The sequence below is a fragment of the Raineyella antarctica genome, assembly GCF_900092135.1.
Taxonomy (GTDB): Bacteria; Actinomycetota; Actinomycetes; order Propionibacteriales; family Propionibacteriaceae; genus Raineyella; species Raineyella antarctica.
This window is the reverse complement of record NZ_FMYF01000006.1, coordinates 112,702-131,887: the sequence shown is the minus strand read 5'-3', so window position 1 is coordinate 131,887 and position 19,186 is coordinate 112,702. Positions and strand designations below refer to the sequence as shown.

General features: G+C 72.1%; 19 protein-coding genes. 6 read left to right on the top strand and 13 right to left on the bottom strand.

Going from position 1 to position 19,186, the window contains the following annotated elements:
• Nucleotides 1-7: 7 nt before the first annotated feature.
• The 3 genes from GA0111570_RS10720 to GA0111570_RS10710 are packed head-to-tail and all read right to left on the bottom strand — an operon-like array spanning nucleotide 8 to nucleotide 3,200.
• Entirely contained in the window at nucleotides 8-811 is an 804-nt protein-coding gene (locus GA0111570_RS10720) for an ABC transporter permease (RefSeq protein ID WP_092610574.1), read from the bottom strand.
• Entirely contained in the window at nucleotides 808-1,809 is a 1,002-nt protein-coding gene (locus GA0111570_RS10715) for an ABC transporter ATP-binding protein (protein WP_092610571.1), read from the bottom strand. The genes GA0111570_RS10720 and GA0111570_RS10715 overlap by 4 nt, the downstream gene beginning before the upstream one ends.
• A gap of 2 nt (nucleotides 1,810-1,811) precedes the next feature.
• Entirely contained in the window at nucleotides 1,812-3,200 is a 1,389-nt protein-coding gene (locus GA0111570_RS10710) for a uridine kinase family protein (RefSeq protein ID WP_092610568.1), read from the bottom strand.
• Between the two features lie 123 nt (nucleotides 3,201-3,323).
• Here GA0111570_RS10710 and GA0111570_RS10705 point away from each other — a divergent pair, with 123 nt between their 5' ends.
• Nucleotides 3,324-3,758 (top strand): OsmC family protein, encoded by a 435-nt coding sequence (locus tag GA0111570_RS10705; RefSeq protein ID WP_092610565.1) that lies wholly within the window; start codon nucleotides 3,324-3,326, stop codon nucleotides 3,756-3,758.
• A 4-nt stretch (nucleotides 3,759-3,762) separates the two neighbouring features.
• Here the strand turns inward: GA0111570_RS10705 and GA0111570_RS10700 are convergent, their stop codons facing one another.
• From GA0111570_RS10700 to GA0111570_RS10690, 3 genes are all read right to left on the bottom strand, one after another.
• Entirely contained in the window at nucleotides 3,763-4,143 is a 381-nt protein-coding gene (locus GA0111570_RS10700) for a COX15/CtaA family protein (RefSeq protein ID WP_092610562.1), read from the bottom strand.
• A 31-nt stretch (nucleotides 4,144-4,174) separates the two neighbouring features.
• Nucleotides 4,175-4,585, bottom strand: coding sequence for a hypothetical protein (locus GA0111570_RS10695; RefSeq protein ID WP_092610559.1), 411 nt, complete (start codon nucleotides 4,583-4,585; stop codon nucleotides 4,175-4,177).
• An 89-nt stretch (nucleotides 4,586-4,674) separates the two neighbouring features.
• Nucleotides 4,675-5,952 (bottom strand): DUF2254 domain-containing protein, encoded by a 1,278-nt coding sequence (locus tag GA0111570_RS10690; protein WP_175557449.1) that lies wholly within the window; start codon nucleotides 5,950-5,952, stop codon nucleotides 4,675-4,677.
• Nucleotides 5,953-6,147: 195 nt separating this feature from the next.
• On the opposite strand from GA0111570_RS10690, the gene GA0111570_RS10685 reads away from it, so the two are divergent.
• Nucleotides 6,148-7,170, top strand: a complete 1,023-nt coding sequence (locus GA0111570_RS10685; RefSeq protein ID WP_092610553.1) for an ArsO family NAD(P)H-dependent flavin-containing monooxygenase — start codon at nucleotides 6,148-6,150, stop codon at nucleotides 7,168-7,170.
• A 39-nt stretch (nucleotides 7,171-7,209) separates the two neighbouring features.
• Here the strand turns inward: GA0111570_RS10685 and GA0111570_RS10680 are convergent, their stop codons facing one another.
• From GA0111570_RS10680 to GA0111570_RS10670, 3 genes are read right to left on the bottom strand one after another with little or no spacing between them, the layout of a single operon-like run.
• A complete protein-coding gene (locus tag GA0111570_RS10680; protein ID WP_092610550.1) occupies nucleotides 7,210-7,857 on the bottom strand; it encodes a PIG-L deacetylase family protein in 648 nt (215 codons plus the stop codon).
• Between the two features lie 59 nt (nucleotides 7,858-7,916).
• The gene (locus GA0111570_RS10675) at nucleotides 7,917-10,688 is read right to left on the bottom strand and encodes a multicopper oxidase domain-containing protein (protein ID WP_217634114.1); all 2,772 of its coding nucleotides are present in this window, start codon (nucleotides 10,686-10,688) and stop codon (nucleotides 7,917-7,919) included.
• 1 nt (nucleotide 10,689) lies between these two features.
• Nucleotides 10,690-11,925 (bottom strand): hypothetical protein, encoded by a 1,236-nt coding sequence (locus GA0111570_RS10670; RefSeq protein ID WP_175557448.1) that lies wholly within the window; start codon nucleotides 11,923-11,925, stop codon nucleotides 10,690-10,692.
• A 185-nt stretch (nucleotides 11,926-12,110) separates the two neighbouring features.
• Between GA0111570_RS10670 and GA0111570_RS10665 the strand changes: the two genes are divergently transcribed.
• Entirely contained in the window at nucleotides 12,111-12,815 is a 705-nt protein-coding gene (locus tag GA0111570_RS10665; RefSeq protein WP_092610547.1) for a Crp/Fnr family transcriptional regulator, read from the top strand.
• A 41-nt stretch (nucleotides 12,816-12,856) separates the two neighbouring features.
• Here GA0111570_RS10665 and GA0111570_RS18075 read toward each other — a convergent pair whose 3' ends face one another.
• Complete coding sequence (locus tag GA0111570_RS18075; protein ID WP_092610544.1) at nucleotides 12,857-13,348, bottom strand: FMN-binding protein; 492 nt, start codon at nucleotides 13,346-13,348, stop codon at nucleotides 12,857-12,859.
• A 142-nt stretch (nucleotides 13,349-13,490) separates the two neighbouring features.
• Between GA0111570_RS18075 and GA0111570_RS10655 the strand changes: the two genes are divergently transcribed.
• The 3 genes from GA0111570_RS10655 to GA0111570_RS10645 all read left to right on the top strand — a co-directional run bounded on the left by GA0111570_RS10655 (nucleotide 13,491) and on the right by GA0111570_RS10645 (nucleotide 16,663).
• Complete coding sequence (locus GA0111570_RS10655; RefSeq protein ID WP_092610541.1) at nucleotides 13,491-13,841, top strand: Rieske (2Fe-2S) protein; 351 nt, start codon at nucleotides 13,491-13,493, stop codon at nucleotides 13,839-13,841.
• Nucleotides 13,842-14,059: 218 nt separating this feature from the next.
• Entirely contained in the window at nucleotides 14,060-15,937 is a 1,878-nt protein-coding gene (locus GA0111570_RS10650) for a DUF294 nucleotidyltransferase-like domain-containing protein (protein WP_175557447.1), read from the top strand.
• A 39-nt stretch (nucleotides 15,938-15,976) separates the two neighbouring features.
• Nucleotides 15,977-16,663 (top strand): exonuclease domain-containing protein, encoded by a 687-nt coding sequence (locus tag GA0111570_RS10645; protein ID WP_092610535.1) that lies wholly within the window; start codon nucleotides 15,977-15,979, stop codon nucleotides 16,661-16,663.
• Between the two features lie 13 nt (nucleotides 16,664-16,676).
• Here GA0111570_RS10645 and GA0111570_RS10640 read toward each other — a convergent pair whose 3' ends face one another.
• From GA0111570_RS10640 to GA0111570_RS10630, 3 genes are read right to left on the bottom strand one after another with little or no spacing between them, the layout of a single operon-like run.
• Complete coding sequence (locus tag GA0111570_RS10640) at nucleotides 16,677-17,204, bottom strand: hypothetical protein (protein ID WP_092610532.1); 528 nt, start codon at nucleotides 17,202-17,204, stop codon at nucleotides 16,677-16,679.
• Between the two features lie 39 nt (nucleotides 17,205-17,243).
• Entirely contained in the window at nucleotides 17,244-17,996 is a 753-nt protein-coding gene (locus GA0111570_RS10635; protein WP_092610529.1) for a type 1 glutamine amidotransferase, read from the bottom strand.
• Nucleotides 17,993-19,153: a Mur ligase family protein gene (locus GA0111570_RS10630; protein WP_245703153.1), complete on the bottom strand. Its 1,161-nt coding sequence runs from the start codon at nucleotides 19,151-19,153 to the stop codon at nucleotides 17,993-17,995. The genes GA0111570_RS10635 and GA0111570_RS10630 overlap by 4 nt, the downstream gene beginning before the upstream one ends.
• Between the last annotated feature and the right edge of the window lie 33 nt (nucleotides 19,154-19,186).

The window sequence follows — 19,186 nt, the reverse complement described above, 5'->3', positions numbered from 1 at the left end:
CCGGGGCCTAGATGGTCGTGCGCGTCGTACGGATCCCGACCACCAGGCCGACGACCGCGATCAGCCCCGCCGCCACCGCTCCCCACAGCACCGCGGTGGAGCCGAGCGTCCCGCCCAGCAGGGTCCGCTCCGCATCCACGATGTAGGTGAGCGGATTGAAGCGGGAGACCAGCCGCATCCACTCGGGCCCGGTCTCCAGCGGCAGCATGATCCCGGACAGGATCAGCAGTGGGAACAGCAGGGTCTGCTGGACGCTCCAGAACAGCCACTCCCGGCCCTTGCAGGCCAGCCCCAGGGCGTACGACAGCGCGCCGAGCCCGATCCCGAAGACCCCCAGCAGCACCAGCCCGACCAGCAGGTGCACCGGGTAGAAGCGGAAGCCGAACGGCACGCAGAAGACCGCGATCAGCAGGCCCTGGATGAACAGCGGCGCGAACTCCTTCAGGGACCGTCCGACCAGGATCGCCGACCGGTCCAGCGGCGTGGCGAGCACCCGTTCGTACGAGCCGGTCATCAGCTCGTACAACAGGCCCGACCCGGTCATCGACGTCCCGAACAGGCTGATCATCACGATCACCCCGGGGACGAACCACTGCAGGGTGCCCGTCCCACCCGTTCCCATCCCGGCCGCCCCGGCCCCGCCGGTGGCGACCGCGCCGCGCAGCAGGGGCGCGAAGAGGGCCAGGAAGATCAGCGGCTGCAGCAGGGAGAAGACCAGCGAGAACGGATCGCGCAGGAACAACAGGATCTCGCGGACGAAGACCGCGGCGGTGTCGCCGACGAACTTGGCCGGGCCCGGACCGGCTCTCATGCCTTCGCCTCCTCGCGCAGGCTCCGGCCGGTCAGGTTGAGGAACACGTCGTCCAGGCTCGCCTGTGCCAGCTCCGCCGACGTCACCACGAGCCCGTGGTTGCGCAGCTGCTCGATGGCGGCGGGCAGGACCAGCGAGCCGTGAGTCGTGGCGATGGTGGCGCGCACGGAGGCGTACGGCTCGGCGCCGGGGTGGACGGCTCCCGGCTGGGCGTTCCCGGGGTGGACAGCGACCTGGCCGAGACCGTCGGGCAGCGCCGCCCGGACCGCTGCGGCATCGGCCGAGGCCACCTGCAGGGTGACCACGTCGTCGGCGTGGTCGCGCTTCAGGGCGTCGGGAGGGGCGTCGGCGACGATCCGGCCGTGGTCGATGATCACCACCCGCTCGGCCACGCTGTCGGCCTCCTCCAGGTAGTGCGTGGTGAGCACCAGCGTCATGCCGTACTGCTCGCGCATCCCGGTGATGTGCTGCCACAGGTTGGCCCGGGACTGCGGGTCCAGGCCGGTGGTCGGCTCGTCCAGGAACAGCAGCGGGGGCCGGTTCATCAGGCCGAGGGCGACGTCGAGGCGGCGACGTTGCCCACCGGACAGCGAGCTGACCTTGCGCTTGTCGAGCCCGGTCAGCTCCAGGGTCTCCATCAGGTCCCGCGCGCGGGCCCGGTACTCGGGGCGGGGCAGGTGGTAGAACCGGCCCTGGTTGTGGAGCTCGTCGAGGACCCGGTAGGAGTACCCGCCGCCGGTCCCCTGGCCGATGTAGCCGATCCGGGCCCGGACCCGGGCGGGGTCGGTGACCACGTCGTACCCGGCCACCACCGCCGTGCCCGAGGTGGGCAGCAGCAGGCTGGTCAGCATCCGCAGCGTGGTCGACTTCCCGGCACCGTTGGGGCCCAGGAAGGCGACGAGCTCGCCCTGGCGTACGTCGACGTCGATCGCCCGGACCGCCTCGATCACGTCCTTGCCGCGTCGGAAGGTCCGGGTCAGGCCGCGGGCGGTGATCACGCTCAGTCCTCCGCGTACAGGCTGCCGCCGATGAACTCGCGCAGGAGGGAGTTGAACGGCACCTTGCTGGTGTCGATCGGGTCGAAGAAGCTGAGCAGGTTCAGCAATCGGTCGCGGGTGTCGCGGTGCGGGCTGTTGTCACCGATCTTGTCCAGGACCGCCTCGGCCGGGCGGCGCAGCGCGTTCAGCTCGTAGACCATGCTGGAGTTGAACATCGCGTCGGCGTCCTCCTGGAAGCGGAAGATGCAGTCGTACTCCCCACGTCGCACGCTGGACCATTGGTCCAGGGTGCGTTCCGGGGAGATGCCGCGGCTGCGGTCGTCGCGGACCATCCGGCGGATCAGCCGTACCTCGGTGGTGGGCACCCGGTTGACGAGGTCGATGTTGAGCCCCCCGAGCGGGCTGACGTGGATCTTGTACAGCTGGTTGCGGTGGATCCGGCCGACAAGTTCGGGGTTGAGGGCGTGCAGGCCCTCGATCACCAGGATCTGGTGCGGGCCGACCTGCAACGGATGGTGGACGGGGCTGCGCTGGCCGGTGACGAAGTCGAAGCGCGGCACCTCGATCCTCTCGCCCTCCACCAGGCGGCTGATGTGCTCGCGCAGCAGGGGAAGGTCGAGCGCGTCCAGCACGTCGAAGTCGGGCTTGCCGTCGGGACCCAGTGGGGTCGCGTCGCGGTCCACGAAGTAGTTGTCGAGGGACAGCCCCACCGGCTGGAAGCCGTTGACGAGCAACTGGGTGTTGAGCCGGCGCAGGAAGGAGGTCTTGCCCGAGGACGTGGGGCCCGCGATCAGCAGGACGCGCAGCGCGCGCTGCTCGGCCAGGATCGAGTCGGCGATCAGCGAGATCTTCTTCTCGTGCAGCGCCTCGGAGATGCTGATCAGCTCCTGGTGCTGCCCGGAGCGGATGTAGGCGTTGACGTCCCCGACCACCGTGATGCCGACCTGGGCCAGCCAGCGGCGCCGCTCGGTGTACGTCGCCTGCAGCTTGACCGGCGGGATCAGGGGGAGGTCAGCGCCCTTGTCCGCGTCGCCGAAGTCGACGATGAACCCGTCCGAGAACGGCACCAGTGTGAAGGGCTCCACCTCCGCCGGCGCGGTCAGGGCGGGATAGAGGGCGTTCACCACGAGCCCGTCCACGTCGTAGACGTAGTAGCCGCCGGCGCGCCCCAGCAGCTGGATCGGCTCGTTGCGCTGCACCCAGGCGGCCAGCCGCTCCCCGATCAGGCGTACCTCGCGGGTCGAGAGCACCGAGCCGTCCAGGTGGCAGAAGACGCCCTCGAGGATGGAGTAGGAGGTCTTGAGGCGCTCCTCGGGGAAGAGGTCCTGCACGACCTTGATCAGGCCGAGCTTCACCGTCTGGCGCCCTTGGCGCAGGTGGGTCTCCCTCATCGTGGTCCCCGTCCCGAGGTTCGGATCATCCGAGCGTAGGACTTCTGGCAGGCGTGGGCAATGGAACCGCTGTGCACCCGCGAATCGCTCCCGCCGGACGCCTTTGGGGACTAGCCTGCGGACATGCAGAGGTTCCCGCACCAGTACTCCGCGTCGGTGGCCGGGACCCCGACCGGATCCCTCACCATGTCGTCGCCCGAGCTGCCCGACCTGCCGGTGGAGTCACCCCCCGAGTTCGGGGGCCCGGCGGGCTACTGGTCACCCGAGACCTTGTTGGTGGCCGCCGCGGCGGACTGCTTCGCGCTGACCTGGCGCTCCGTGGCGACCGCCAACCACGTCGAGTGGTCCGACCTGAGGGTGGAGGCGAGCGGCGTGCTGGACCGGGTCGAGCGCGTCACCCGGTTCACCGAGATCCGGCTGGCCGTCCACCTCACGGTCCCGGCCGGTACCGACCCGGACCGGATCGGCGCCCTGGTCGACAAGACCGAGGGTGCCTGCCTGGTCAGCAACTCGCTGAGCGCGCCGACGACGATCGACCTCCACCTGGCGGAGGGCTGAGCCCTCAGCCGGCCGCGACGGGCAGGCTGTGCCGGTAGGTCCAGGAGGTCAGCGCCGTACCCAGCATCGCGAGCAGGACGCCGAGGAAGATGTGGACCGCCTCCCGGTCGGTGGCGCCGAGGAAGAACTGGACGGCAACGCCGGCGGCCAGCAGGAGCGCCATCGTCACGTTCACCGGTCCGGCCGAGCGCCGCAGCACCAGGTAGACCAGCGCCGACAGCAGGCAGATGACAAGTGTCACCCAGGCGCCGACCCGGTGGTTCCACCGGTAGCCGGGGTCGTCGCCGAGCATCGCCGCGGCCCAGCCGGCCTGGGCGATCAGGCAGCTCAGCACCACGGTCGCGGCGCTCCGGAGCACGATGAGGTGCGGATGCGGCAGGGGCATGGCTCCACTGTGGCAGACCGGCGACGTCGACTCATGCAGGGGTGTGGTGCCCTGTCCGGGGGAGGTGCGGTGTCCGGGTGCGACCAGCGACCTGTCCGGCGATGATCGGGCCCAGCAGGATCGCGAGGATCAGCAGCGGGAAGGTCCACACCATGAACAGGCCGAGCGTGCCGTTGCCGAGCCCGACGACCACGTAGAGGACCAGCGCCACTGCCGCCCAGACGACCCCGCGGAGCGTGCCGTCCTTCCGGGTGGTGTGCAGCAGGCGGGCCAGAACCCAGGTGATCAGGAAGGCCAGCGGTGCGGTCAGCCCGAACTCCACCGTCAGGTCAGGGGTCGTGTCCTCGCCCATCGGAAAGGGGAGGGTGACCGCGAACTCGGCGAGCATCACCGCGACGTAGACGGCCAGGCCCCACAGGACGGTGAACAGGAGACGCTTCATCGCGCACCTCCGATCGATGGCTGGACCCTTCCATCGTACGGCGCCGTGCCGGGCTGCACCGGCAGGTCAGGGCCGCTCACAGACGGCAGTCAGGGCCGATCACAGACCGCGCGGACCTGGGCGAGCTTGGCCTGGATCGGCGCCCGGTGCTCGGGCCGGGCCGTCGCCTGCAGATCGCCCAGCATGCCCTCGAGCTTGCGGGGCACCTGGATCCCGTCCTTGCCGTAGTGCAGGATCTCGTCCACGGCCAGGTCCAGCAGGTCGGCGAACCTCGGGGGCCGGTGCACCACCCGGACGACGTGGTCCGCGTCGGCGATGTAGGGCGAGATGCTGCGCCGGAGTGCCACCTCGCGCAGCAGGGCGTGGAGCTCGTCGAGCACCTGGACCGCCGTGGTCGGGTCGTTCATCGAGGGTGACAGGGCGCGCTCGGCGATGTCGACCAGCTGGCGCAGCCCGAACGAGATGTCCTGGGTCATGGTCCGCGTGCGGGCCATGCCGAGTGTCCTGTCGAAGGAGGCGATCACGTCCCGGTCCAGGTCGTCGCTGCCCCAGAGGGTGCCGACCTGCTGGCCGGAGGCGATGAAGTCGCCCAGGCAGACGTCCAGGTGCACGACGACGTCGTGCTTGCGCGCCAGCGCCACCAGCCGGGGCAGGTCGAGGTGGTCCAGGGTGCCGTGGCGGCCGGTCGTGACCAGCGCCGTTCGCGCCTCGCCCTCGTACGGGGACCAGGTGGCACCGAACCCGATGGCCTCGTCCTCGGGTTCGCCGAACTGTTCGGTGACCAGTTCGGCGGCGCGGCCACCCACCCGGTCGACCACGGTGGCGATCTGGACGCTGGTGGTGATGTTGTGGATGAAGGCGATGAACATCGCGACCGCGGCGAGCACCAGTAGGAAGGCGGCCGAGACCGACAACTGGGGAACGAAGTCCTGTCCCCCCGAGTTGGCGCCCCGCACGGTCCGCAGCACGGCCAGCGCGTAGACGAAAGAGGCGGTGAAGACGCCCAGGGTGGTCTGGGTGACCCGGTTCTGCAGGAAGCTGTCCAGAAGCCGGGGGGTGAACTGCGACTGCGCCAGCTGCAGCACCACCATGGTGATGGAGAACACCAGGCCGGTGACGGAGATCATCGCACTGGCGATCGTGGACAGCAGGCTGCGTGCCCCGTCCGGGCCGCCCTCGAACAGCAGCGGCATCTTGGTGGAGACGTGCTGGTCGAGCCAGGGCAGCAGCCAGGCCAGCAGCAGGGCGCCGATCACTATGGCGAAGGGCAGGGCCCAGAAGCGCCGCCAGATCCGTTGCCACGGCGTCGGCCTGTCCACCTGGGGCACCGAGCCGCGTCGGCGCTGGATGTCGGCATGCCGGTCCATGTCCCACCTCCTCGTGTCGGGGTCTGACAGGTTCATCCAACCAGAGCGGACTCCTCCAGCAGGTCGCCGAGCCACGAGCCGACCCACGAGCCGCCCGACGAGCCGGCGCCGTATCGGCCGGTGCGCGCTCGGTAGGGTGGCCCGAGGCGACGCAGCGCCGCCCTCCCGTCCTCCCGCCGTCCCCCAGGAGTCGTCATGTCCGGTCGTGCGCCCCACGCACCCGAGGACGTCGGATCCCCGTACGATCCGGACGTGGTGGTGATCGGTGGCGGCCAGGCCGGGCTGGCCACCGGCTACTACCTGCGGCGGGCCGGCCTCTCGTTCGTCATCCTCGACGACCAGCCCGCGCCGGGGGGCGCCTGGCAGCACACCTGGCCCAGCCTGACGCTGTTCTCCACCGCCGAGTTCTCCAACCTGCCGGGCATCATGATGCCCGGCTACGACGGTTTTCCGCCTGCCCGGCACGTCATCGAGTACCTGGCCGCGTACGAGTCCCGCTACGACCTGCCGATCGAGCGCCCCGTCCGGGTGGAACAGGTCACCCACTCGCAGGGTGTCTTCCACGTCCGCACCGGCCGGCGCACTTGGCGGGCCAGGGCGGTGGTCAGCGCGACGGGTACCTGGTCGCGGCCCTTCGTGCCCTGGTATCCCGGCCATTTCCGCGGCGGGCAGTGGCACAGTGCGCACTACCCCGGGACCGAGCCCTTCGCCGGCTCTCGGGTGGCGGTCGTCGGCGGGGCCAACTCGGGGGCCCAGATCGCCGCGGAGCTGGGGGCAGTGGCCGACCTGACCTGGTACACGACATGGCCGCCGCGCTGGATGCCCGACGAGGTCGACGGGCGCGTGCTGTTCCGGCGCAACCGGGTGCGGGCGCTGGCCCTGGTCCGCGGCGAGCCCGACCCCGGTCCCGCCGACCGCCTCGGCGACATCGTCATGGTCCCGCCGGTCCGCGAGGCACGGGACGCGGGGCGCCTGGTCGCCACCCCGATGGTCACGAGCCTGGACCGGATCGAGGCCGACCACCTGATCTGGTGCACCGGCTTCCGGCCGGCGCTCCGGCACCTGCGAGGGCTGCTGGCGGGTCGTACGCCGACGGTCCCGGGACTGTTCCTGGTCGGCTACGGGGACTGGACCGGCCCGGGGTCGGCCACCCTGGCCGGCGTCGCGCCGGGGGCCCGGGCGGCGGCGGAGCAGGCCGGGGCCTTCCTGGGGCACTGATCGCCCGCGGCGCGTACGACCGGGCGGAGCCGGCGGGGGTCAGGCGACCGGGCGGCGCAGCCAGCGGACGTGCTCCTCGTCGCCCATCAGCTCCAGCCGACGCCACAGCACCGACGTCGGCAGGGCCTGGCTGGCGTGGGCCTTGGCGGCCTCCAGTTGGTGCTCGCGGGAGACCCGCCAGACCTCGTCACCGGTCGTGCCGATGAAGCCTGCCGGGAACTCGGCGTTCAGCTGGTCGGTGATGGCGGGGGAGAGGGTCCAGGCCAGCACCGGGAGCCCGAGTTCGTCGGCGGCGGCCAGGCCGGCCGCGGTCGCGGCCCGGTGGTCGGGATGGCCGGTGATCCCGGACTCGTCCATCACCATGACCAGGTCGGCCTGCTGGGCGCGTGCCTGCTCCACCGCGAGGGCGGCCAGCTCGGCCCGGTCGACCGAGGCCAGGTCGCCGTCGGGGAACTCGCACAGCCGCACGTGCGTCAGGCCCAGGTGGTCGGCGGCCTCGGTCAGCTCGGCGACCCTGATCTGCGTCAGGTCGCCCTCCACGCCGTGCAGCGTGGAGGCCTCGCCGCGGGTGTAGCAGAGCACGCCGCCGACCGCTCCCTGGCTGACCAGGGTGTCGAGCACCGCACCGAGACCGAAGGACTCGTCGTCCGGATGGGCGACGACGGCGAGGACTGACGACCATGGCATGGGGCCAGCATGCCAGAGCGCCGGCGGTCGGCCGAGCCGGGCCACCCCGGCCCGGCGGATCAGTCGGTGACGGCCAGGGTGCCGTGTGCGCCGCGCTCGGCCAGCGTCATCTCGTGGTTGACGATGGAGTAGTGGCCGGCCTCGGGCGGGACCAGTTCGACGAAGCCGCCCTGGCTGGCCAGCAGGTCCAGGGTCTGGCTGCCGCCCGGACCCTGGTCCGTACACGCCGTGGAACCGGTGACCTCGCCGGGGCCGCGCCCGCAGCGCAGCAGCCAGCTACCCTCCTTCCAGACCGAGTCGAACTGGGCACCGACGACATGGAAGGCCAGCGACTCGTTCGGTCCGGCATCGAGGACCCAGAGGCGGACGCGCTCGCCGGTACGGGCCCTCAGCGGGGTCGTGTCGTACTGGTTGGGATAGCCGTTGAAGACGACGGCATCGGGGGTGCGGGCGGCGATCTTGTCGGCGTTCCCGGCGGCTCCCTGCGGGCCGTAGTACTGCTCGCCCTGGACCAGCAGGTACTCGTGGGCGACCGGGGGGAGGTCGGGCGGGTCGATCACCACCGCCCCGTACATGCCGTTGGCGATGTGGGTCGACATCGGCATGGTGGAGCAGTGGTACATCCAGACCCCGGCCCGGGTCGCGGTGAACCGGTAGGTGAGGGACTGGCCCGGGGCGATCGTCCGCATCGGCTTGTCGGGGGCGAGTGCGCCGGCGTGGAAGTCGATGCCGTGGCCCATCGTCCCGTCGTTGACCAGGGTGATCTCGAAGACGTCCCCGATCCGTCCGTGCAGCGGGGTGCCCGGCACGGTGCCGTTGAACGTCCAGACCTCCTGGGTCACCCCCGGGGCGACCTCCTGCTGGAGTTCCTTGACGGTGAAGGTCAGCTTGTGCGTACGCTCCGGCCCGACCGGGGGCAGCTCGGGGGCGTACGCCTGCCGGCCCGCCGCCGGGGTGGCGCTGCGGTTCCAGACCGCGTCGGGACCCGGGGCGGTGGCTGCGGCGGACATGCCGGCCATGCCGTGCGTCGCGGACCCGGCGGCCGGAGCCGCGGAGCCGGTGGCCGGAGCGGGAGCCCCGGCGGCGCCGACCGCGTTGATCGTCAGGGTCATCCCCATCTGGCGGTGTCCGGCGATCGAGCACCAGGCCTCGGTGGAGGCCCCGATGATCCCCGCGTCGAGGGTCGCGGTGTCGCCAGGGGCGAGCTTGCCGGTGGTGGCGCCGTTGGCCAGGACCAGGTCGTGCACCTGGCCGCTGGTCTCGGTGTTGGTCACCTCGAGGACCAGCCGGTCGCCGACCGGGACGTCGATCGAGGAGGGGGTGAAGCGCATGTTGGCCGCGCTGACCTGCACGGTCGTGGTGTGGCCGGTGGCGGGGATCGAGGAGGTCTGCTGCGCAGCGGTCCCGGTCATCGCCGCGGCGCGCGGGGTCGGGGAGCGGACGACGGCGACCGGGTCGACGACCCCGGCGAGCACGACCAGGAGGGCGAGCACGCCGATCGCCGCCGCGGACTGTCCCTGGGCCCGGCGGCGCCGGGTCGCGTCGTCCTCCGGGACGTACGGTGCCGGGACGTACGAAGCCTGGGCGACGCCACTGCGGCGGCCGACCAGTCGTAGCCCGGTGACGACGGTGGCGACCAGCAGGCCGATCGTCCAGGCCATCACCGCGTACACGGTCAGCGAGGTGGTGACCTTGACCAGGCTCGGCACCGGCAGCAGGAAAACCAGCCCACTGGCGTTGGCCAGCACCACCCGGGTGGCGGCACCGGCGTCGACGACCCCGGTGGTCCGGCGGACGATCGAGGGTCCGCCGCCGATCACGACCGGCAGCAGGTAGCTGAGCGCGCCCAGGACGACCTGGGCCACGAAGCCTGCGGCGAACGGGCCGACCAGGGTCCGGATGCCGCCCAGCGCCGCGGTCAGGTCCCGGGCGCCGGTCAGCTGCACCCCGACCGCCACCATGCAGCCGGCCCACCACAGCAGCCCGGCCAGCATCGACCAGGTGCCGAAGTCGGACGGGCGACGGCCGAGGGCCTCGCGGACCAGTGGGCCGGCGATCGTGGCCAGGCCGGCGAGGTAGCCGAGCACCGCCAGCACCGCGATCCAGCGCCAGCCGGCCAGCCCGGCACCCGCCAGCAGGACGGTCGAGCCGGTCAGCAGCCACCAGGCGCGGCGCCCGACCATGACGGTGGCGTCGTCCGCGCGGGTGCGCAACATCGTCGGCCAGAGCGTGATGACGGTGCCGGCGATGGTCAGGCCGACCCAGCCGAGCAGGTTGAGCGCCAGGTGGGCCAGCAGTTCCCGGGCGAACACCTCGCCCTCGGAGGATGCCAGCCGGGTGCCCAGCCAGGCTCCGACCGGCAGCATCAGCGCGGCGGTGACGTAGTAGCGCACCGCGATGGTGAAGCGGGCCGGCAGCGAGGTGCGCAGCTGGCGGACCAGTGCGGCCGCGTGCACCACCGCGGCGAGCCCGACGAGGACGGCTCCGCCGTACAGCAGGTCGTGCCGGTCGGTCACGGCGGAGGCCACCACGCCGAGCGCGCCGACGTTGAGCAGGCCGATCACGAGCGCGTCGCGGCGGGCATGGTCGGCGGTGCCGCGCAGGACGGCGTCGGCGAAGTAGGAGGACCAGACGACGATGGCGTTGGACACCGCGCCGAGCAGCAGCAGGTGGACCATCAGCCAGCGCGGCTCCGGCACGAACCGGTGCATCATCACGATCACGACGTCGGCGAACAGCCAGGCGAACATCGGCAGCGAGCGCACCAGCATCCGGCGGCGACGGCCGGTGGGGCGACGCTCGGGCGTCCGGGTCGGTTCGGCGATCTGCATGTCAGGCCTTCTGGTGCTGGTCGGGGGTGGCCGGGTCGGCGGCAGGGGTCGGGTTCGGCTCGGCCACGGGGGTCGGCGGCGTGGGCGTACGTCGCGGGCGTCCCACCGGCACTGCCGGAGCCAGGCCCGCCACACGGGTTGCGTTGGCACTGCTCGCCACTGCTGTGGCGACGAGGGCGAGCAGTGCCAACACGTTCAGGGTGCCGGCGACGGCCCGGACGGGCTCGCTGCCGGCGAGGTCGCCGACCACCCGGACCAGCAGGGAGCCGTGCAGCAGCACGGCCACCCCCCAGAACGCCGGCGTGTACGGCAAGGGGCGGCGCAGCACGGCCGGCAGGATCACCGGGGCGTGCGCCAGGATCATCGACATCACGAAGCCCAGGAAGGTGGCGTGCAGCACCGCGTCGTAGCGCAGTCCGGAGAGCGCCGGCCGGAACCACAGCACCCCGGCCACCGCCAGCCAGGCGTAGCCGGCCAGCAGGCAGGCGGCGCTGAAGCGGGGCAGGCCGGTGGAGCGTACGGTCCGGCGGGCGATGTCACGGAACGCGAAGACCGCCGAGACCAGGACCAGGAGCCCGCCGAAGACGGGCAGGCCGACATCCGGCCACAGGCTCGCGGCGGCGATGACGACCACGAGTGCCATGGCCAGGGCGAGCGCCTGGCCGTCATGGCGTTCCTGGCGAGTGGGGTCGGCGGTCAGCTGGCCGATCCGGGCCAGCTCGACGCGTTCGCCGGCGATGGTGAGCACCAGGAAGCCGGTCAGCCAGGGCACCAGTTGCGGGATCGCCACCCCGCCGAGCCACAGACCGGTCGCGCCGACGGCCAGGAAGGCGCCGGAGAACTGGATCGCCACCGCGGGGTCGTACGACCGGCGCCACAGCGGCAGGTAGCCGAGCACCATCGCGAACGCGCCGACCAGCATCACCGCCTGGCCGACCCACAACGGGGCGGGGGAGAGCGCGAGCAGCGCCCCCAGCGACATGCCGAGCGGGGCGGTATAGGCGAGCTTGCGGCCCTGGGCGACCGCGCGCTCCAGGGCGATCAGGGATCCCACGAAACCGATCGTCATCACCATGCCGTGCACCTCCGGCAGGCGCCGGGTGCTCAGCGGGGCCGGCAGCCCGAGCAGCAGCAGTCCGGCGTCCAGGCCGAGCAGGAGGGCGATCCCGCTGGGGACCAGCAGGGCCATCCGGCCACGCGCCAGCGACCTGCGGCGGGAGGCGCTCAAATTAATCACGGAACGAGTGTATAAATAATGTCGAAGCGCTGCCACTCGGGGCCGACGTGGGTGTCGGACAGCACCGGACGCCGCCGATCCGACGGATCGCCGGACGGGTCGGCACCCGTGGGGTAGGCAGGTGGTGGACACCACCGCGCCCGGGTCGGGACGGTCGGCGTCCCGGCAGTCAGGAGCACGACACCATGAGGACGACCCTCCCGCTCGCGCCGCGCGGCGACACCTGCGTCAGCAGGGTGCCGATCTTCGGTGCCCTGTCGGCCCAGGACCAGGACGCCGTCGCCGGGCTGGCCCGCTCGACCACGGTGGCCAAGGGCGAGGTGATCTACCGCGCCGGCCAGGAGACCTCGCAGCTGATGGTCGTCCACACCGGCAAGGTCCGGATCTCCCGGTACAGCCCCGACGGCCACGAGCAGCTGATCCGGGTGCTCGGACCTGGTGACTTCATCGGCGAGGGCGCCTTCCTCACCGGGGAGCGGCCCGACCACTGGGCCACGGCGATGACCGACAGCCGGATGTGCGTCTTCCGGCACGATGACCTGGCCGGCCTGGTCGCCGGGCACCCCAGCATCGGCCTGGGCATCCTGACCACCATCAGCCGGCGGCTCTCCGAGACCGAGCACCGCCTCGCCGCCCTCAGCTCGGCCGACGTGGACGTACGCCTGGCGGACTACCTGCTGGACCTTCCCTCGGAGCGGATCGAGGGGTGCGTACGCCTCCGGTTGCCGCTGGCCAAGAAGGACATCGCCTCACTGCTGGGCACCACCCCGGAGACTCTCAGCCGCACCCTGGCCCGGTGGGCCCACGACGGGGTGGTCGCGCTGCACGGCACGCGCGAGATCGACCTGCTGGAGCCCGGCACCCTGGTGGACCTGGTCGGCGGGCGATAGCCCGGGCCACGGTCGCGGTCGCGGTCAGGAGGGAGGGGACGTCAGGACGTGAAGCCGGCCTGGGTCAGCGCCGACTGCAGGGACGTGCGGAAGCCGTCCGTGGTGTACGACGCGCCCGAGACCCCGTCGACGTTGGCCGACTGTGCGGTCAGTGCCTGCTGGACCAGGGCCGGGGCCGCGTAACTGTTGATCCGCTGCGAGTGCCCGTCGCTGGGCAGGGAGACCCACTTGATGGCAGTGATCTTGCCGTTGGTGATCGTCGCCTGCACCTGCATGTCCCCGTACGGCGAGGAGGCGGCGGCGCCGGTGACCGTCTTGGTGCCCCTGGAGCTGGAGCTGCTGCTGGAGCCACTGGAGCTGGTGGAACCGGAGCCGGACGTGGTTCCGCTCGTGCTGGTGGTGCCGACGGACTGTCCCGACGTGGTGGTGCGGGAGAGGGCCGAGACGGTGCTCTGGGTCGGGTTGAGGACCAGGACGCCGGTGACGGCGGCCAGTGTGGCCCCGGCGATGGCGGCGGGTTTGGCGAATTTCATGGCGTTCCTCCTGCGACTCGGACTGGTGACTCCATGTCACGCCGGGAGGCTTTGCCGGTGCTGTGAGACGTGTGGGGCGAGGTTGGGAGCTTCCCGCGTACGATCCATGGGTCGATCGCAGCACAGGGAAAGGGACGCAACGATGGCCGAGGGCATCAGGATCGCCGCCGTGGGCGACATCGCCGACCAGGGGGTCCTGGTCGTTCCGAAGGCGACGACCGGCACGGTGGAGGACATCGCGGTGTTCCGGGACGGCGAGGCCTACTACGCGCTCGACGACATGTGCAGCCACCAGGAGGCCCTGCTGTCGCGTGGGTGGCTGGAGGAGGGCGAGGTCGTCTGCCCGCTGCACCTGGCCCGGTTCCGGCTGACCGACGGCATGCCGACCTGCTTCCCGGCGAACTGGCCCACCCCCACGCACCGGGTCGAGGTACGTGACGAGGAGCTCTGGCTGTTCCCCGGCGTCCCCGCCGAGGGGGCACCGGTCCTCTGACCCGGGGCGGACTCCGCCGACCGTGAACTCCAGGCAGTACTCCCACCCGTAGATCCTGGCGCCGCGCTCGGACCCGTCGGCGACCAGGATCCTCCTACCAGGCCTGGCGACCCGGACCGGGAAAGCCGGGACGCTCCGGTGCAGGCATGAGATCCTTGCCGCAGAGCGCGGACCACGCCTGCTGGTGTGGCCGCCCTGCCACCCGTGACAGGAGACCGATGAACGTCGAGCTCACCGCCATCCGGGACTTCCTGGCCGCCCACCACCCCTTCGACCGGTTGCCCGGCCCGGTCCTCGAGGACCTGGTGACGCGGATGACCAGCCGGTACTACCGCCGTGACACGGTGATCCTCACCGCGGGCCGGCGAGCCGAGGCGGCGTACGTGCTGCGCAGCGGGGTGGTCGACATCACCGATACCAACGGAGCCCTCGCCGACCGGTGTGTCGAGGGCGACGTCTTCGGCGTCTCCTCGGTCCGCGACGACTCGCCGTCGCGCTTCACCATGGTCGCGCTGGAGGACAGCCTCGCCCTGCTGATGTCGCCGGAGGACTTCCGGCGGCTGCTGGCCGAGCACCGCGACTTCTCCCGGTTCTTCGACGTGCAGTCGGCCGAGCGGGTCCGGGCCGCGGTCGAGGCGCTGCGTACGCCGGAGGCGGGCCACGACGTCCTGCGCACCGAGCTGGGGGACCTGGTCGCGCGCCCGCCGGTGGCCGTCGACGAGGCCGTCTCCATCCGCGACGCGGCCCGGTTGATGACCGGCCAGGGCGTCTCCGCCCTACTGGTCACCCGTGCGGACCAGGGTGGGGCCGACCGGCTCGTGCTCAGCGGGATCGTCACGGACCGGGACATGCGCCGGCTGGTGGTCGGGGAGGGCCGCCCCGCCGATGCGGCGGTTGCCACGATCATGACCGCCGACCCCTTCACCATCGGCACCGAGGCGACGGCCGTCGATGCGATGCTGGCGATGATGCAGCGCGGCTTCCACCACCTGCCGGTGGTCTCCGGGGGCCAACCGGTCGGGATGGTGACCAGCGGCGACCTGATGCGGTTGCAGCAGGCCAATCCGGTGGCGATCGTCGGGACCATCGCCAGCAGTGGCTCCCTGGAGGAACTCATCGCGGCCCGCGGCCGACTGCCGGCCCTGGTGCACGACCTGGTCCGCCAGGATGTCTCCGCCCCGGAGATCGGCCGGATCGTCACGGCGGTCGGGGACGCCGTGACCCGTACGCTGCTGCGGATCGCCGAGCAGGACCTGGGCCCGGCGCCGTTCGCATATGCCTGGGTGGCCCTGGGCTCCCAGGGGCGGCTGGAGCTGGGGTTGTCCTCTGACCAGGACAACGCGCTGGTGCTCGCCGAGGAACCCGACGAGGCGGCCGCGGCGTGGTTCGCCGGGCTGGCCGAACGGGTCACCCAGGGCATGGCCGCGTGCGGCTATCCGCTGTGCCCGGGCGACATCATGGCCTCCAACCCGGCCTGGCGCCTCACCCGTGACCAGTGGCAGCACGTGTTCTGGGGCTGGATCAACGAGCCGGACTCCACCGCCGTGCTCAACGCGGACACGTTCTTCGACATGCGCCCGCTGACCGGCCCCGAACTGGTCGAACCGCTGCTGGGAGCGGTGCACCGGTCCTCGGCCAGCCCGCGCTTCCTGGCCCGGCTGGCCCGCGAGGCGGTCAGCTGGCAGCCGCCGATCGGCTTCTTCCGCGGCTTCGTGCTGGACCGGGCCGGCCAGGGCACCAAGGGCCTCGACCTCAAGGCCGGCGGGATCGCCCCGATCGTCCAGATCGCCCGTATCCACGCCCTGGCCGCAGGGCTGCCCGAGGTCAGCACCGGGGCCCGGCTGGGGGCCGCGGCGGCCACCGGCACCATCTCCCAGCAGCGCGCCGACGACCTGCGCGGGGCGTACGACATGATCAGCCACCTGCGGCTGCGCCACCAGTCCGACCAGGCCGAGCACGGACAGCCCACCGACAACGTGATCGATCCCTCGGCACTGCCGACGATCGACCGCAACAGCCTGCGCGACGCGTTCAAGATCATCCGGGACGCCCAGCAGGAGCTGGCCTACACCTACCGCCTGCACGCGGTCTCCTGAGGCGGGCCCGATGCACGCGGACGTACGGGGAATGCACTGATGGCCGGATGGTTCGGGGGTGGCGGGCGCCGGCGCGCGGCGAACCTGCCCGAGGGCCCGCTGAAGCGGTACCTGGCGGCGCCGATCCCCTCGGGGCGTACGCCGCTGGCCGAGCTGTCCCTGCTGGCGGTCGACATGGAGACCACCGGGCTCGACCCGCGCAGCGACGCGATCCTCAGCATCGGCTGGGTGCCGATCGAGGCGACCACGATCGTGCTCGGCGGGGCCGGTCTGGTGCTGGTCTCGGGCGAGGAGCTGGGGGCGACGGGGGTGGGCCAGAGCGCGACCATCCACGGGCTGACCGATGACCGGCTCGCCGCCGGTGAGCCGCTCGGCGAGGCGGTCGGCGAACTGCTGGAGGCGCTGCGCGGGCGGGTGCTGGTCGCCCACCACGCCGGTCTGGAGACCGGCTTCCTGACGGCGGCCTGCCAGCGTCTGTGGGGCGTACGACCCGATGTCGCGGTGGTCGACACGATGCGGCTGCAGCAGCGGATCGTGGCGCCCGGCTTCGACGACGAGCCGCGGTCGGACGAGCTGCGGCTCTGGAACGCCCGGGCGCGGTTCGGGCTGCCGGTGATGGGCGCGCACGACGCCCTGGACGACGCCCTGGCGGCGGCGGAGCTCTACCTGGCCCAGGTCGCCGAGCTGGGCCTGGAGTCCGAGCCGCTGCGCTCCGTACGCTCCTGAGCCCGGCCGGGCCTCACTCGTGGATGTCGAGCAGGGTCCAGGTCCGTTGCTCCAGCTCCACCAGGGTGATCCGCAGGTCGTCGTTCAGCAGGACGTGCGCCCAGGGCCCGAGCGACTCCCCGCCGACGACCGGGGCGTCGAGTGCCTCGCAGACGATCCCGGCCGGCCCGTTCAGGCCGTCGATGATGCGCGCGGGACGGTACTCGTCTCCCAGCCGGCCCCATACCGGCAGCAGGTGGGGCCACAGCAGGGCCAGCGCCGGGTGGTACCAGCCGGGCGGGAACTCCTCGGTGCGCTGTCGTGCGCCGGCGGCCAGCTGCGTCTCGTACGAGACCACCGAGTCGCCGGTGCCGATCCACTCGGTGCTCGAGGCCTGGACGACCCACCGGTCCCCGGGGGCGACCGCCACCTCGTAGCGCTCGTCGCCATCGCTCACCACCGCGGCGGCCTCGCGGTCCTGGGCCCGGCTGAGCACGGCGGCGACCAGCGCGAGCAGGTCGTCGTCGGGCGTCGGGGGCATGTCCTCGTCAGGAACGTCCACGTCGATCTCCGTCGGATGGGGGGAGGGGGCGGTCAGGGCTCAGCCTCGGGAGGACCGGCGGATGGTGCCGATCCGCTCCTGGCGGAGTTTGTCGATCTCGGGGCGGGGGAGCGGGTCGAGACGGTGCCCCAGGGCCGTCTCGAGCAGGAAGTCGGCCAGCGCCGGGTTGCGGGCCAGCACCGGGCCATGCGGATAGGTGCCGATGACCGAACCCTGGATCGCGCCCTCGGTCCGGGTGGCGTCCCCGTTCCCGATCCCGATCTCCACGTCGGCCAGCGGGAGCGCGTCGGCGCCGAGGGTGGTGAAGCCGCCGTGGTTCTCGAAGCCGGTGACCAGCGCGTCGTCGCCGGCCAGCGGCGAGACGTCGCCGGGCAGCGGGCGCAGCCGGGTCAGTACCTCGCCGACGGCGCGGGTGGTGCCGCGGCGGGTCGAGACGTCGAGCAGGCCCAGCCCAGGCATCACCCGGTCCATCTCGCCGACCGTGAAGGTCGTGCCGAGGATCTGGTAGCCGGCGCAGACCCCGAAGACGACCGAGCCGCGCTCGGCGGCACGGTGCAGCGTGCCCTCCTCGGTGAGCAGCCGGACCGCGGTGGTCTGGGCGCCGTCCTCGCCCCCGCCGAGCAGGTAGAGGTCGGCGTCGTCGGGCAGCGGGTCGCCGGGCTCGGCGACGGTCAACGTGTTCTCGATCCCGCGCCACTGCAGGCGCTTGGTGAGGACGGTGGCGTTGCCGCGGTCACCGTAGATGCCGAGCAGCGACTGGTAGACGAGGACGATGTGGACGGGGCGGGTCATGCCAGGCCTCCGAGCTTTCGCAGCTTCTGGAACGGGGTGTAGGTCGACAGCACGTCGACCGGGTCGGGGTGGCCGGCGAGCGCCTCGGACAGGTCCGGAACCACGCGGCAGGGAACCTCGGCGTACGCCAGTCGGACCGCCAGGTCCTGGGCCCGGGGCCCGGTGGCGATGATGTCCTTGCCGGCCAGCTGCTCGTAGTCGACGTCCCACATCCACGACAGGTCGCGGCCGTCGGCCGCGACGGCGTCGATGGCCAGGACGACCGTACTGGTGCCGAGGAGCGGCAGGGCCTCGTGCCAGCCGGCCGGGTTCTTGGCGAGCAGCAGCCGGGCGGTGGTGGTGCCGAAGGTGGCGGTCGCGAAGCGGCCGGCGGGGGAGTGCACGGTCCGCATCCCGGCCAGCGCCTCCTCGGTGCTCACCCCCATCAGCTGCGCGGCGGCGAGGGCGCAGGCGGCGTTGCCGACGTTGAACCCACCGGGCACCTGGAGCTGCGGGTCGTGGGCGATGCCGCGCTGGTCGATGATCTGGCCGTTCTCGACCCGGATCGACGCCGCCGGCTCGGTCAGGTCGCAGCCGGGGCAGTCCCAGTCGCCGGGATCACCCGAGGCCGGGTCCGGGTTGCGCCGGATCAGGATCGCCCCGCAGGCCGGGCACATCGTGGCGTCCTCCTGCCAGGTGGAGGCGGTGTCGACCCACACCACCTGCTTGGCGGTCTGCGCCGCCCACACGACCAGCGGCTCCTCGGCGTTACCGACCACCACCGGGCCGTCCTCGCCGGCCGCCTCGAGCGCGTCGCGCCAGGAGCGGGCGAGCTTCTTGATCTCGTGGTTGCGGTCCAGCTGGTCGCGGGAGAAGTTCAGCAGCACCAGCACCTCGGGCCTGCCGAGCCGGATCATGTCGGCCACGACCCGCTCGTCGGTCTCCAGCACGGCGATGTCCGCCGTGGGGGCCTGGGACAGGGCCGAGGCGATGCCGTAGTGCAGGTTGGCGCCGTCGGCATTGGTCACGATCCGGTCCGCGCGAGCGGGAGCCAGGCCGGCGCGGATCGCCGCGGCGAGCAGGTGGGTGGTGGTGGTCTTGCCGTTGGTCCCCGAGACCGCTGCGATCCGGCGACCCGACAGCAGCTTGGCCAGGGCATCCGGGTCGATCCGGGTCATCACCTGGCCACGGATCGAGGCGCCCGATCCCTT

Excerpts from the sequence above, each read along its gene's own strand:
- GA0111570_RS10720 (WP_092610574.1), bottom strand. The coding sequence starts at position 811 with ATGAGAGCCGGTCCGGGCCCGGCCAAGTTCGTCGGCGACACCGCCGCG.
- GA0111570_RS10710 (WP_092610568.1), bottom strand. The coding sequence starts at position 3,200 with ATGAGGGAGACCCACCTGCGCCAAGGGCGCCAGACGGTGAAGCTCGGC.
- GA0111570_RS10705 (WP_092610565.1), top strand. The coding sequence starts at position 3,324 with ATGCAGAGGTTCCCGCACCAGTACTCCGCGTCGGTGGCCGGGACCCCG.
- GA0111570_RS10700 (WP_092610562.1), bottom strand. The coding sequence starts at position 4,143 with ATGCCCCTGCCGCATCCGCACCTCATCGTGCTCCGGAGCGCCGCGACC.
- GA0111570_RS10695 (WP_092610559.1), bottom strand. The coding sequence starts at position 4,585 with ATGAAGCGTCTCCTGTTCACCGTCCTGTGGGGCCTGGCCGTCTACGTC.
- GA0111570_RS10690 (WP_175557449.1), bottom strand. The coding sequence starts at position 5,952 with ATGGACCGGCATGCCGACATCCAGCGCCGACGCGGCTCGGTGCCCCAG.
- GA0111570_RS10685 (WP_092610553.1), top strand. The coding sequence starts at position 6,148 with ATGTCCGGTCGTGCGCCCCACGCACCCGAGGACGTCGGATCCCCGTAC.
- GA0111570_RS10680 (WP_092610550.1), bottom strand. The coding sequence starts at position 7,857 with ATGCCATGGTCGTCAGTCCTCGCCGTCGTCGCCCATCCGGACGACGAG.
- GA0111570_RS10675 (WP_217634114.1), bottom strand. The coding sequence starts at position 10,688 with ATGCAGATCGCCGAACCGACCCGGACGCCCGAGCGTCGCCCCACCGGC.
- GA0111570_RS10665 (WP_092610547.1), top strand. The coding sequence starts at position 12,111 with ATGAGGACGACCCTCCCGCTCGCGCCGCGCGGCGACACCTGCGTCAGC.
- GA0111570_RS18075 (WP_092610544.1), bottom strand. The coding sequence starts at position 13,348 with ATGAAATTCGCCAAACCCGCCGCCATCGCCGGGGCCACACTGGCCGCC.
- GA0111570_RS10655 (WP_092610541.1), top strand. The coding sequence starts at position 13,491 with ATGGCCGAGGGCATCAGGATCGCCGCCGTGGGCGACATCGCCGACCAG.
- GA0111570_RS10650 (WP_175557447.1), top strand. The coding sequence starts at position 14,060 with ATGAACGTCGAGCTCACCGCCATCCGGGACTTCCTGGCCGCCCACCAC.
- GA0111570_RS10645 (WP_092610535.1), top strand. The coding sequence starts at position 15,977 with ATGGCCGGATGGTTCGGGGGTGGCGGGCGCCGGCGCGCGGCGAACCTG.
- GA0111570_RS10635 (WP_092610529.1), bottom strand. The coding sequence starts at position 17,996 with ATGACCCGCCCCGTCCACATCGTCCTCGTCTACCAGTCGCTGCTCGGC.
- GA0111570_RS10630 (WP_245703153.1), bottom strand. The coding sequence starts at position 19,153 with ATGACCCGGATCGACCCGGATGCCCTGGCCAAGCTGCTGTCGGGTCGC.